Source organism: Psychromonas ingrahamii 37 (genome assembly GCF_000015285.1).
Taxonomy (GTDB): Bacteria; Pseudomonadota; Gammaproteobacteria; order Enterobacterales; family Psychromonadaceae; genus Psychromonas; species Psychromonas ingrahamii.
Genome location: NC_008709.1, coordinates 2,279,672 through 2,293,336, shown reverse-complemented (window position 1 = coordinate 2,293,336; position 13,665 = coordinate 2,279,672). Strand labels below are relative to the sequence as shown.

Below are 13,665 nucleotides of genomic sequence, written 5' to 3'. Positions count from 1 at the left end.
AAATACAAAACATTCAACAATAAGTTTGAGGAAAGTAAAACATTGAATAAAACATCGATAATTCCTAAGCCGCTCGCTGAATATGATTTACGCTTGTTACGTATTTTTGTTTCAGTTGTAGATCATGGGGGGTTTTCGGCTGCGGAATCAGCCCTTGGTATTACCCGCTCGACGATCAGTATTCATATGTCAAATTTAGAAGAGCGCATGAAGCTCAAACTATGTTTACGGGGGCGAGGTGGATTTTCGCTCACGGAAGACGGGCAAACAATCTACCGCGCAGTGATAAATTTATTTGAATCGCTGAATGATTTCTCACTCTTGGTGGGCACTTTAAGCAAAGAGCTAAATGGTGAGTTGGTCATTTTGTGCGACGACCAGTTAAACCGTTCCAGACAAAATAAACTCGCTGAAGTCGTGCAACTTATTCATAAAAACTCTCCAAACCTGCACCTTGTTTTAGACGGTGAGCCAATCTCTAATATTGAAAAATCATTGTTAAAAGATAAAGCACATATCGGTTTGTTCCCTGATTACCAGCATATAGAAGGGCTGCATTACCAGCACCTGATGAGTGAAGCTGTGTATCTTTGCTGCGCTAAAAAACATCCTTTTTTTAATAAAGTCGATACGTTAATCAGTCCAGCGGAACTCGCCAGTGTGCCCGCTATTCATCCCGGTATTGATATCGATTCATTAGGTATTGAGCAGCTTAAAAAATTAAATTTGGCGGCCAAGTCTTACCAATTTGATACTCGAAAAGCGATGATTTTATCGGGTTGTTATATCGGATTTATGCCTCAAAGTTATATTCAGCATGAGCTAAATCACGGAGAAATAAGAATTATTCAACCCAGCCAATTGACCTATCCATTTAATTTATCACTGGTTGCAAAAAAATCGCCCAGAGAGGCGAATAAAGTGAAATTATTAACCGATATATTTAATCGTGTTTTTGATCCCCAATAGTTACGTTTTTAACTAAGACTCTGATTACCTGTTAGCCTTATTGGTGATCTTTTTACATAATATGACCGTATCGTCTGTACAGACAGTAAATTAAAAATAACAAAAAAGGGATTTGACATTATGGTTAGCAGACAAAGAATAAATGAAAATATCAATCCTGTTAGTCCCAAATCATTACTCAATAGTAAATGGACAAAAATAACCGTATTGAATAAAGAAAAACATTTTCTTGTCAGTGAAGTTGAATTTAATGAGGATAAAAAAATAATACGCTGTGTTATGCAGGCTGTTATTAACCATGCTGAATATGAAATTAATTGGCGCTCGCTGAAGGAGGGTAAAGAGTGGTTAATTGGCTGGAAATAATGCCTTTTTTACGCTAGATAAATTAAAATTATACCAGAAGAATTAATAAAATGATTAATTCTTCTAATTAGCAAGGATAATCACCTTTATAGTTCATTATTTATAGTTCAATTATAATCAGTTGGATTTGTCATGCTCGATAAATTATTTCCAATTTAAAATAGTCCGATGCGCGAATGCAGCAGGGGTTTTACATAACTTTTGCATTAATGCGAAGGGAATCGTTTTCATTTTATAATGCTGCTGAATTTTATTAATCATGGCCAACCAAACATTAGCGGTCATTTCTGAGTCGAATAAAGCCCGGTGATAGACCCCTTCTGTTTGAATATTTAAATAATCAACTAACGTGCCCAGTTTATGGTTAGGTGCATCTCGAAGAACTCTTCTTGCTAAAAGCATTGAACAACTAATTTGTCCGGAGTAACCCCTTGATATTCTGTGTAATTCAGCATCTAAAAAACGTTTATCAAAGGAGGCATTATGGGCAACAAGATTATCAGAGCCGATAAAATCACAAAAGCGCCCCATCACCTCTGCACAAGGCTTAGCTTCTGCCAGCATTTTATTACTGATACCGGTAAAGTTTTCAATAAAAGAACTGATTCTTATGCCCGGGTGCATTAATGCCTGAAACCGCTCAACTAACAGACCATTTTTGATCCGCACTGCTCCTATTTCAATTGGTCGATCACCCATTTTTGGCGATAAACCTGTTGTTTCAAAATCAAATATAACAATATTTTTAGCATCAGACATTTTACTGTTTCATTTTTTTACTTCAAAGAATAAAAATTATTTTATGGTTTTTGCGGGAAAATTATTCACGTAATTTTAAAACTGCTTTTTTGGTAGATTCAAAAGCAAAACGTGTAATATCTATGTCCGCCAATTTTACCCATTCAACAGCGGCAACGTCATCTTGTGCTTGAACCCTTGGTTTTTCATCTAATTCAACCACAAAGAAAGCATCACAAGTTTTATATTCAATATTCTTATACAAATAAGTATTACTGTTGGAAAATATATATTTTGCGGCTGTGACAGTCATGTTCAATTCTTCATATAACTCGCGCACCACAGCGCCTTCAAGTGATTCATCCGGATCAACAAAACCACCGGGAAGATCCCACATGCCTATTCCCGGGTTTCGGGCTCTTGTTGCAACAAGCAGTTCATCTTGACAACAGATTGCGACCATTACAGCCGCCGCCGTGTTCTGATAAAAGGTAAACTGGCATTGATTACAAACAAATTTCTTAGATGAAATAGTTTCAAGTGACTTTATACCGCATACAGGGCAATAAAACATACTTTCTCCAGAAGAAAAAAATTGATTAATATGAGGCTTATATTAGCATTCTGACCGCTATCCAGATAGTGTCTAATTTAATCATTCCTGCCCGTACGAATATAATCTGAATAGGTAAAAAAACTTATTAGTGACTGATAGGTCGGCTGGTGGTCATCCTACGGACCGTTATCTCCTGCAATAGCATTGCTAAATCCTGCTGATATTTCCACCTAAAAAAGTATTGCAATTATTGCTAACCACACTGTTAAAATTTTTATTGAAAGTCGATGATATAAGCCTTGCCGTCGGTAAAAAATTGATCGCCCATAAAATTTTTCCCTATTAGTGGCGCTACAAGTTGTATTTTCAGCTGATTCTTTATTATGTCTTTCCTGTTAAGGTCCAGATATAAGCGCTCTCGTGCAGTGTCTAAATCCGGCGAAATTTTAGGAATAAGACCCCATCTAAGGCCATCAAGGGTATTGCTCATGCCAACGTAAATATGATTTCCGGTTTTCAATAATGAGTTTGTACGCCATATCTTTATATGCTGTGAATGACCGAAGGATTGTTCACTGGCCATTTTAGAGAGACTAAAATCCTGTGTTTTAGCATGCCAAAAAGAAGGTGAAAGGGGTGCGGATAGATAGGTGGTTTTCGATATCAAGGCATTAACTACTTTGCCAAATGAGCGGATATTGGCCTTATCGGTTAAAATCCATCCCCCCTGCTGCAGTGCCTTAAGCAGCTGATCATCACTTTCGGCAAGGAAAATAAAGTTTATAGGCTCCTGTTTTTCACCGATCAGTGTCTCAGTGTATTTCAGCTGTTCATTGACGAAGATGTCTGTACTTTTTGATACAATAGCGGTGTTATTTAGTGGCATCTCTCCCAGTGGAGGGTGATAGCTTACTGCAAATCCGAGATAGAATAAGATGGCGGTTAAAATAAGCCCGAATGAAATCGTGCGGACGAGCTTATTGGGAGGAACTGAGGCCTGCTTTCTGTTTTTATGTTTAAACCATTCGGAAAAAGAGATGGCAATAATCAGCCACATTGCGCCAACCAGATAACCGCTCCAGACATCACTTATATAATGAACCCCAAGGTATATCCGGCTAAAGCCAATCGCTATAATCAAGATTATTGTGGTAAAGAATATATTTACCTTTTTATTCCAACTTTGGGTAAAACGGATCAGAAGATAGCCCAAAAACCCGTAGAATGCGACGGCTATCGTTGCATGTCCACTGGGGAAAGAAAAAGAATTTTCCACATAAACCGCCATTTCCGGTCGAGGTCGATGGAAAGCCAGTTTCCCCAAAAAAGTAAATGTCTCACTGCCGATAACGGCGATAAAAAGAGGAAAAATATAATCTTTTTTCCGCCATAACCAAAGCAGTACAACCAAGACAGTAATAAAGACCAGGATTATCTGACTTTTACCCAGCAAGGTTATCCAGCTAAAAACCGCCGTTAGTGTCTCATCGCGAAACACAAAGAAAAGATTTGCAATACGAATGTCTGCGGCAACAATAGGATCAGATGTTATGAGGTCTTCCACAATCCCACCAAGCAGCGCAATAACATACAAAAATACCAGGGTTAATAGGGATAGCATTAACCCAGAAAATGCGGTTCTATCCAGCCTAGCTTGAATAAAAACGAGGCTGCGCGGATGTTTCTGTCGCCATAAAATCACCTGCTCATTGTTTGACAGGGCTTCTTTGAACGATTGCAAAAGGGAGTTGATAATTAGCCAAAATTTTTTGCCTTTCTTAATTATAAAGTATTTAAAAAGGTAGAGGCTGCCCGCAAAGATCAGCATAAAAGCAAAAAACAGTCCCGCCCGAGAGAGCCACAATTCAGCGAGATTAAGGGATTGTGCAAAAAGGTAACCAGCCAAAACCCATTGGCATCCCCAGCCTATTCCACCAAGAACATTCCAAAACATAAATGTTCTTTTGTTCATTCTTATAGTCCCCGCAATAAAAGGAACAAGCTCTTTGGCACCTGGAATAAAGCGGCTCAAAAAAACACTTTTTGCACCTTGTGCGTTCATAAAATGTTGTGCTTTTATAATATGGTTTTCCTTGAGCAGCCAGAAACCCTCTTTCAGCCATTTTGTGCCATATTTTTTGCCAAGATAATAATTGAGATTGTCGCCAATAATGGCGCCAAAAACAGAAAACCAGATTAGATCACCCAAATCAAGATAACCACGGGCAGAAAGCGCACCAAGGAAAAGAATAATTAATGATCCGGGGAAAAGCAGGCCAACAGCGAGGGTGGTCTCAAGCAGAGCAGCAAAGAAAGCAATCCAATATCCTGTAACTTTGAAGTGCTCAATGGATGGCAGTATATTATTAATTAGGTCATTCATTATGTTTAATCTCGTCGTTCAAGATCTGTAAGATATTTGAAGTTATTAAATAGATCAGCTTCAAGCTCAAACTAAAAATAGTCCACTTATTTTCAATAAGTTAATCATATTCCTCTTTCTTCCCCTCTTTTTCATCAAAGCAATTAGTGTCCATTAATAAACTGAACCCTTCTTCAGGACCATTTTGGATGTGCTTAAAACCAGATGACTTTTTCACTGTTCAGTTTAGGTTCATATTCAATAGGGTTTAATAGTCATTAATAACCCTATCAATACGAGTAAGCTATGACTAGTCAATCGATCAACAGAATAAAGTGCAAAGCAATCAACAGAATAAAGTGCAAAGCAATCATCAGCATTAAAGACCAGTCGTTAAACGTTAACGCTCTTTTTATTGCTTTAGTGATTATTATAGGGGCTTTTTTAATGAGTCCGGTCAATGCAGATCAGCTAAAAACAACCCAATCAACGGTTTCTTATGGGGTATTATCAGCGGCAATAAACAATCAAATGCGCTTAAATATAATTAACACCAATTATAGCTCTGTCTTTTCAGACCAGCTAATAGGCAAAGCAACGGGAAAAAGCCGGGATGAGCAAATAATATTTCAAGATAGCTTATTATTATACCGATCTTATGCGCCAGAATTTACTATCTACAATGCCTCTACCAGACTGCATGATGATCTTGATTCTGATGGTTACTATCAAACATTTAGTCTCGTTTTTGACGCAGATATCTACAGTTATGACGGTTATGATAGCAGCATGGTGTATGCCCGATTATATTTAAGTGAAAATGGTGGCCCTTGGGTCAATTACTACACTACGGATGATTTTATTATTCACAGTGACAGTGATCAAGATGAATACGAGATCATTACTAGCTTTGCGTCCGGATATAACACGAACAGCTACGATCTATTAATTGATTTATACCAAGTGGGTTATGATGGCATCGTTGCGACCTACAGCTCGAATGATAATCAAGCGCTTTACGATTTTCCATTAGAAAGCGGCGATTATGATCTAGTTTATGACGATAGTGTTTATGTTTACCAAGGCGGCAGTTTCTCCTCATTGTTGTTAATTATTTTATTTTTATTGTTTGCGGGCCGACTCTTAAGTCATCGTTTTAACATGCTAAATTCACCTTATAAAAAATAAAGAAAGTGTGTAGATATAAAAATAAAATAGACCAAATTAATGTTATCAATCTGGGTTTTATCTTTAAAAGACAACTTTTAAAGAGGATAAGCATCGCGTTATTCTGACCAATATATTGCCGGAATAATGCTTTTTAAATTATTTTATGGGGGAGAATATTGAATACTTGCTTAATTCCCACGCCCTTTTGAACCTAAACGTTTGTCAATAACTTGCGCCTTTTCTTCCAGAGCGAAACTCATTTCGAGCATTGAACACCTGAAATAATACAAAGGAGTTCAATGCAAGGGTCTGCGCTTGTTGTTCTGACCCCGTTTGCAGCGTGAAATATAAAACTGCCAGCGTGGCGGTTCAGACAGAATACTCGAACGAACGGCATCTAATGCAAGAGAGACTGCTGGTGGCCGTCCATTATAATAACTATTCAGAGGGATCAAGTAAGCCAAGCAGTGGCGCTAACTGCGCAATTAAAAGAAAATATTCCTTTTTAATATTATGTGTACATAACGTTTTAATAAATATAATTGAGAGCAAAATAAATAAAACAAAATTTATGATCATCAATGACACAAAGACTTATTAATAAAAGGGAAAGAGAGTGGATTGTTGGTTCAAATACAGCAGGATCTTGTCGCCACTTTAAAATGGACAAAAAAAATGGCAAACCCGTAAAGGTTTACCATTTCTTTAATATTAAATTAGCTCTATATGAGAGCTAAAATATCTTAGCTAAATTAAAGCGCTACGATATTTTCTGCTTGCGGGCCTTTTTGACCTTGCGTTACAGTGAATTCTACTTTTTGGCCTTCAGCTAAAGTTTTGAAACCTTCGCTTGCAATAGCACTAAAGTGAGCGAATACATCTGGACCAGATGCTTGCTCAATAAAACCAAAACCTTTAGATTCGTTGAACCACTTAACGGTTCCTTGTACTGTATTAGACATAATAATATCCTGTAATTTGAATGTAAAATTGCCTTCAAGAGGCTTGAATAGCGTAAAACAGACTGGCACTTAAAAACTACAGAGCGTGTATTATGAATAAAACAACGAAATGGAGAATGTAAACAAAGGCTTTCTTTTTTTGCTGATGCCTAATATATAGAAGATAAATAAAAAATCAAGTGTTTATTTTAAAATAAACACCTGATTGATGATTGTAGCCCCTCGTTTGAAGTGAACCAAACCAGGAATAAAAGACTTTTTCATTAAAGGCAAAAAACTTGGTTTTTCCCATTCTCTTTGGCTTTATAAAGGGCTTGATCTGCCCTCTCTAATAGTGAGTCCAGGGTATCTTGAGTGGTGATAGTTGTAAGACCAAAACTGGCCGTTACTTTCATATTTTTTAATTGAGATAAAAAGCTATCTTTTTCAATATGTGCTCTGATTTTTTCAGTAATAAACTTTGCGTCTTCTAACTCAGTATCAATAAAAGCGACAATAAACTCTTCTCCGCCCCATCGTCCTATGATATCCGTCTGACGGATATCATCTTTTAAAATATCGGCAACATATTGAAGTACTTTGTCTCCGGTTTGATGTCCAAAGGTATCATTCACACTTTTAAAATCATCCAAATCAAAGAAGGTCAGAGATAAATGACTGGCCCGCCGTTTGCAAAGTAATAAAGAATGCTCCAGCTCTTCATTAAATGCGCGGCGGTTTTTTAAATTGGTTAAGGCATCATATTTAGCAAGATGTTCCATCTCTTTATAATATTTATTGACGGTTTTTAAAATTAAAAAAGCTATCAGGATCGTCCCAAGTAGTGAGCATAACAAGTTAAAATAGAATGTTTTTTGTACATTCAATAAAAATTCTGAACGTTTTGCCTCCACAACTAAATAGAGGTCCAGCTCAGGAATATACTTGGTACTCATTAAATACTCTTCACTTTCCTTGGTATATTCAAGCAGTTTAGATTCTTTACTAATAATAGAATCTCTCAGGACGTTTAGTTCAGAAATATTTTTAATATCCCTTAGAGGGTTAACACCTTTTTCGTAAAGGATAACTTTACCCGCCTGATTTAAAAAATAAACATTAAAATTATATTTTTGCCGAAAATTATTGAGCATCTCGTTTACATCAGAAAATTTTAAACCAATACCTGTCGCGCCTATTAGATGAGACTGTTGATCATAAATTTTATGATTGATAAATATAATCATCTCATTATCAATATTGTCATTGAAATCGAAGTTAATTTCATTCTTGTCAGGCTTTTCCATAAAGCTAAAATACCAAGCATTATTTGGATTATCTTCAACAACCTGCTCTAACAAACCCTCGGCAGTATAATAATTTTTAGTTTTTCCGGAGACAAGAAAGGTGACCAGCAACTTGTTTTTATTTTTAATCATTTCAAGATATTTTGAAATTTTATCAACATCACCTTCATTATTAATTAACCAGTCTTGCAGGAAAGTGTCATTGGCCATCATGGACGAGATAATATGAGGTCCGATAATTTTTTTTTGAATTTCCATCGAGATGTTATCAACGGTTAATGGTAAAGAACGTTCCCTGAGCTGCACTTCTGTTGAATTGAGAGAAACCCAATAATTCACGGTGGAGAGAATGACTGAAAGTGTCACTAATAAAAAAGTGACTGTGATAACAATGTGATATTTAGATTTCATGAATTGACCTGTTTAATAACCCACTATTATATAATGACAAAATTTCTTTGCTTTATTGATTGTAGCCCAGCAATTAACCGTTTGACTGTAAATAAAAATAAGGAATTTAAGGTTTTTTATAGTTGAGTGATTTCATTAAGCGCTTAATTCTCTGCAACTATTGGGGCCTCCAGACAATGAGAGGAGGTTTATATGTATTCGGCTTAGAAAAAAAATATCAACGGACTGTACTATTAGACTCAGTCCGTTAATGTTTTTATTACCAAGTACTCTTTAAGATCATAAAACTTTCTTGTGAGTACTTAGTGAGTCAACTCCTTCAACAGTCAATAAACCGACTTCTATTTCTATTATTTTGACGTTGGTTCCAGCAGAGAGTGGCTCTTTTGCTTTAACCTGCCAATTGATGCCGGAATAACGATGAGTAATCGTTTTTCCGATCCGCAGATCTTCAGTTAATACAAATTGATGTCCAATCATGTCATTATTGACATGTTTTGAACCAACTTTATTTTGCATTTTTTTCAGTGGCTTCCAACTGATTAATGCCGCGACAGTGGATATGATAGCCGTTACCAATAATGAATTAAGAAAGGTTGCTGGAATAATCCCTAGCGCTATTAGAGCACCAGTCGCAATGGCGCCGACCCCAATAAAAAAGAAAACAAAAGTCGAAAAACCCAAGACCAGAACTTCAATCGCTAATAAAATAAGCCCCGATACGATAAAAACTTGTGCTAAATGCGCTAAAAAATATTCCATAATTAGCCTTTATTTAACGTATTAATGATGGTCATCGCCTGTGCGACAATAGAGGCAGCATCATTACCACTATCGGGTAGCAATACCACTGATGATTCTTTAGCAATAGCAGCCTTAGCTTCAATTGCTTTAGTCGCTAAATCGAGTTGAATCGCTTTTTGTCCCTGCTCAGTATTGGCGGCTTCACCTACCTTGATTAAGGCTTCTGCCTGCGCTTCTGCCACTGCAATAATTGCATTGGCCTCACCTTGTGCACGCAGTATCTGCTCTTCTTTTTGGGCTTCTGCCTGTAGCACCACCGATTGTTTCTGACCTTCTGCCACGTTAATCGCAGACTGTCTATCACCTTCAGACTCTAATATTTGCGCTCGCTTTACACGCTCGGCTTTCATTTGCGCTTCCATCGCTTCCATAATGCTTTGTGGCGGCACAATGTCTTTGATTTCGTAGCGTAAAACTTGAATACCCCAGGGGCCAGCGGCTTCATTGATTGCTGCAACAATATTAGTATTAAGCACATCACGTTCTTCGAATGTTTTATCCAGCTCCATTTTCCCCAATTCTGAACGCATGGTTGTTTGTGCTAATTGAGTGACCGCGAATAAATAATCATCAACTCCGTAACTCGCCTTATAGGGATCCAAGACTCTAAAATAAAGAACGCCATCAACACTTAAGGAAATATTGTCTTTAGTAATAGCACTTTGACTTGGCACGTCGATCGCCTGCTCTTTAAGCGAACGGTCTGATCCGATGCGATCAATGAAAGGGAGGATAAAATTTAAACCGGCTTCCCGGGTCGATTGGTATTTACCAAAACGTTCGATTAGGTAAGCCCTGTTTTGCGGTACAAAAATGATTGTTGATTTTAGAATAACCAATACTAAGATTAAGATTAAAACTTCAATTCTCAGTATATATTCAAATAAGATGTCCATATAATATCCTTTAATAAAAAAATGATCTCGAGTTAAGAATAACCTGTTGTTCTCTAACCGCAAAATCCTTTATTGAATAGTGCTATTTTATTGATTTATTGTTTTATTTTTCACAAAATTCACTTTATTCCCCAAGGATTACTCGGATCATAGGCAGGTTCTGAAGTGTGTTGCTTTATTGTGCTACTAACAGTTTTGTAGATTCTTAATTTTGATGCTTTATCTAGCTGTACTATAGACTCTTCGGTAATGTCTGCAGGTTTGTCGGTTTTTTGATCGCTTGGGATTTGGCGATCACGGGGTGGAATAGCTAATTGTTTGTTATCTGGATATGGAAAGTTTTTATACTGATAGAGATAAAAGTTCTCCACTTTTTCTCTTGCCCACTGATTATTACGCAAAAATTTTGCTGTCGATTTCATCCCCGTATGATATTGAAAACGATCAATACACATGCCTTCACTTAATAATTCCCAACCATAATGATCAGAAATTTCTGTTAATAGCAATTCCAATTTAAGGCCATATAGGGGATTGTTAGGTTTTTTCTCGGTCATTTATATTCCTCAGTATGACGCAAAATGGGTTATCTGACTGATAACTTAATAGTCTATTATGTCGTTAATTTAACTAATAATCTAATTGAAACTGATTAAATAAGACCGCTTGTTAATTAGCTTCTAGTGACAATATTATTTATTGCCGTTATTAGAGGTATTGTAATAAATAGATAAGATAGTGAAAGTCGTAATATAAGTTCTCTATATTAGTCTTTAATATTCAGTGTTATCAATATCAGTTATTAATGATTATAAAAAAAATATTGCATAACAGTATCTTGACAGTTTTTTATTCCCTGTGAGAGTAAAATGTGCGTGAAAACAGTTTCGAAATGAACCGCCACTGCTTATAATTTTTTAATTTTTAGCTTAGTTTAAAAGGAGCAAATATAGCCAAAATAATTTACGGATTTGGTGAAAAATAAATATCTCCATAATAAGTCGTTGCCTGCTGACCTGCATTGTCACTATCAGTCATCAGTGCAATACCATCTATATAACGTACCTCTTTACCAACGAATTTTTTTAAATCTTCACGGACATTACGACTGTAGTGTAACCATTTACCTAAATTCTTTGTGCCTGATTCAACCGCAAACATGGTTGCATTAGCAGTAAAAGGATTCGGCCATGCTTCGCCTTGTGTAAACGAAGATGACCAAACATAATTTAAGGCGCGGGTTTTCCAAAAGAATAATCCGCCATCAATAATCAGATAAATACGGGCCACAAAATCATCGCCCTGTTTTTTACTTTCATCCAAATTAGAATATAATTTTTCGGTTCTCCAGGACCAATGCAGGTACGGTGTTTTTTGAAGATCAATGCGTTTTTCCATAAACAAACCTGAGGCAGTACTATTACTTATTGCTTTAAGTACCCTTTTTTTACTATCTTTACGGTCATTAACAATTTTATAGTCGGTTTTACCCGAAAATTCTTTAACTTCCCAGTTATCCAGTTTCCCTTTTGAAAAGTTTCCTATATAAAGATCCTGATTATCGGCTGCTATAGCAATGCAGCTGACAGTTAAAAATATCACTGTTAATGTTGTTAAAAAAATTTTATACATAGATTTCACTTTTTAATATGACTTAACATTTTTACCAAACAAAATTTTATTTGTTTATTGTTTGTATTATATTATTTTCGCTATCTTTTACGTCTATTGTTATTTTTTAATTGTAGATTGGGTCTGTTTGTAATTTAAAGTTAAATGGCTGTTAGTTGAGTGCCAAGCGCTGTAGGTTGGGTCTGTTTGTTATTTTGACCTTTATTATGTATCAGATGGTGCCAGTAAAGCAATTAATATGCTTCTGGAACCATCTGATATAACTTATCATTTATAACTGTACCTTATTGCCTGCTTCTTGCCATTTTTGTTTAAGGCTAATAATTCGCTGTTTTTAGCTAAAAAGATAGGTAATGAATTATGTTTTTTGCGCACGATAGCTTTATCTTGATCACTTTTATTGCGTAGCGTTGCTTTTGCCTTTGGAAAAAAAACAGTGCTTTGTTTATTATGCTTTTCCAGACCAAAATAAATAGAGTCGACGGGTTCAGTAATATGTACTAAATGCCGGTATAATTCATTAGTCACAAAATGCGAAAACCCGCAGACACTATGTACAAAATAAAAACGTTTATCCGCCTGTTTTCTGACATCATTGTCTTTTATAGAAGTAATTATTTTTTTACATCTGTCCTTAGCACTGTTGATGCGAGTGATATGTAAATCCAGCACCTCAACAGGTAAAGCGGTTTGAATAAACCCGGCTAATTTTTTAGTATCTTGCTCCGAGCCCTTTTGCAGTTCAAAACTTTTAATAAATTGTAAGGTTTCTTGAATTGCGCTTTGCGCAAAAAAACTGTCTACAATAAATTCTATCTGATCATCCGCACGGTCAATCAGAGAAAATACCACAGATTGTCGCTGTTTATCGTTATCCTGCAGCAGAATAACTGCCGAGAAGTCGGCCAATGCCTGACGAACTTCCGCCACTGTCTTGAGTAAATTTTCTTTTAACTGATCACTATTTTTAGTGAAGTAATATTCATTGTCCATAATCTACCCTTTTCTATAAATGGTAACTGTATATTCATAGTAGGTTGGGTCTGTTTGATTGTCTACGAAATTCTGAATATATCTTTGGTTATAATGAATAATATTATTTTCTCGTTGAGAAAATCGAATAAAAAAATCACTGACAAAAGTGTATAACGACCATTTAGTGGAAAAAAACACACAAACCACCAGCAAAGATAAAAAACCTCCATTAGACCTTAACCATTTGCAGATCTGTCTATGATTCCTGCGTTTGCGACCAGTACCGAGAATGTTAATGGTAAAATTGATGAAATGCATGCTCAGCAGCTTAGCCTTAACTATGTTAGCCAAGCTAACGTACCTCTCTTATTCATAAAAAGGTACCGGAAAATCAAGTTATTGTAGTGCGGCCCCTCTTAGCTGGCCACGCAAGGAAAATAATTTAATGATTTAAAAAATAGAGTCTTTAATAATTGATATTCCTACTTTATAGCCGATTTATTGTATAATCCTTTTTATTGCAGAAGCGACTGCAACG

Annotated in this window: 13 protein-coding genes; 3 read left to right on the top strand and 10 right to left on the bottom strand. The window is 36.2% G+C overall.

The window, feature by feature from the left end; all coding sequences use genetic code 11:
• The first annotated feature begins 42 nt into the window (after positions 1 to 42).
• Positions 43 to 969, top strand: a complete 927-nt coding sequence (locus PING_RS09830) for a LysR family transcriptional regulator (protein WP_011770223.1) — start codon at positions 43 to 45, stop codon at positions 967 to 969.
• Positions 970 to 1,089: 120 nt separating this feature from the next.
• Complete coding sequence (locus PING_RS09825) at positions 1,090 to 1,335, top strand: TIGR02450 family Trp-rich protein (RefSeq protein WP_011770222.1); 246 nt, start codon at positions 1,090 to 1,092, stop codon at positions 1,333 to 1,335.
• A 144-nt stretch (positions 1,336 to 1,479) separates the two neighbouring features.
• Here PING_RS09825 and PING_RS09820 read toward each other — a convergent pair whose 3' ends face one another.
• The 3 genes from PING_RS09820 to PING_RS09810 all read right to left on the bottom strand — a co-directional run bounded on the left by PING_RS09820 (position 1,480) and on the right by PING_RS09810 (position 5,012).
• The gene (locus tag PING_RS09820; RefSeq protein ID WP_011770221.1) at positions 1,480 to 2,094 is read right to left on the bottom strand and encodes a 3'-5' exonuclease; all 615 of its coding nucleotides are present in this window, start codon (positions 2,092 to 2,094) and stop codon (positions 1,480 to 1,482) included.
• A 61-nt stretch (positions 2,095 to 2,155) separates the two neighbouring features.
• Positions 2,156 to 2,647: an NUDIX hydrolase gene (locus PING_RS09815; RefSeq protein ID WP_011770220.1), complete on the bottom strand. Its 492-nt coding sequence runs from the start codon at positions 2,645 to 2,647 to the stop codon at positions 2,156 to 2,158.
• 256 nt (positions 2,648 to 2,903) lie between these two features.
• Complete coding sequence (locus PING_RS09810; protein ID WP_011770219.1) at positions 2,904 to 5,012, bottom strand: LssY C-terminal domain-containing protein; 2,109 nt, start codon at positions 5,010 to 5,012, stop codon at positions 2,904 to 2,906.
• A gap of 426 nt (positions 5,013 to 5,438) precedes the next feature.
• On the opposite strand from PING_RS09810, the gene PING_RS09805 reads away from it, so the two are divergent.
• Complete coding sequence (locus PING_RS09805; protein ID WP_049752964.1) at positions 5,439 to 6,179, top strand: choice-of-anchor H family protein; 741 nt, start codon at positions 5,439 to 5,441, stop codon at positions 6,177 to 6,179.
• Positions 6,180 to 6,913: 734 nt separating this feature from the next.
• On the opposite strand, the gene PING_RS09800 is transcribed toward PING_RS09805, so the two are convergent.
• From PING_RS09800 to PING_RS09770, 7 genes are all read right to left on the bottom strand, one after another.
• Positions 6,914 to 7,123 (bottom strand): cold-shock protein, encoded by a 210-nt coding sequence (locus tag PING_RS09800; RefSeq protein WP_011770217.1) that lies wholly within the window; start codon positions 7,121 to 7,123, stop codon positions 6,914 to 6,916.
• 263 nt (positions 7,124 to 7,386) lie between these two features.
• Positions 7,387 to 8,820 (bottom strand): sensor domain-containing diguanylate cyclase, encoded by a 1,434-nt coding sequence (locus tag PING_RS09795; protein WP_011770216.1) that lies wholly within the window; start codon positions 8,818 to 8,820, stop codon positions 7,387 to 7,389.
• Positions 8,821 to 9,099: 279 nt separating this feature from the next.
• A complete protein-coding gene (locus PING_RS09790; protein WP_011770215.1) occupies positions 9,100 to 9,582 on the bottom strand; it encodes an NfeD family protein in 483 nt (160 codons plus the stop codon).
• A gap of 2 nt (positions 9,583 to 9,584) precedes the next feature.
• Positions 9,585 to 10,520 carry an SPFH domain-containing protein gene (locus tag PING_RS09785; RefSeq protein ID WP_011770214.1) on the bottom strand — a complete coding sequence of 312 codons (936 nt, stop codon included), beginning with the start codon at positions 10,518 to 10,520 and terminating at the stop codon, positions 9,585 to 9,587.
• A gap of 119 nt (positions 10,521 to 10,639) precedes the next feature.
• Positions 10,640 to 11,077 (bottom strand): VF530 family DNA-binding protein, encoded by a 438-nt coding sequence (locus PING_RS09780; RefSeq protein ID WP_011770213.1) that lies wholly within the window; start codon positions 11,075 to 11,077, stop codon positions 10,640 to 10,642.
• A 406-nt stretch (positions 11,078 to 11,483) separates the two neighbouring features.
• On the bottom strand, positions 11,484 to 12,152 hold the full coding sequence (locus PING_RS09775) for a DUF3047 domain-containing protein (RefSeq protein ID WP_011770212.1): 669 nt from the start codon (positions 12,150 to 12,152) through the stop codon (positions 11,484 to 11,486).
• A 267-nt stretch (positions 12,153 to 12,419) separates the two neighbouring features.
• The gene (locus tag PING_RS09770; protein WP_011770211.1) at positions 12,420 to 13,145 is read right to left on the bottom strand and encodes a DNA replication terminus site-binding protein; all 726 of its coding nucleotides are present in this window, start codon (positions 13,143 to 13,145) and stop codon (positions 12,420 to 12,422) included.
• Positions 13,146 to 13,665: the final 520 nt, after the last annotated feature.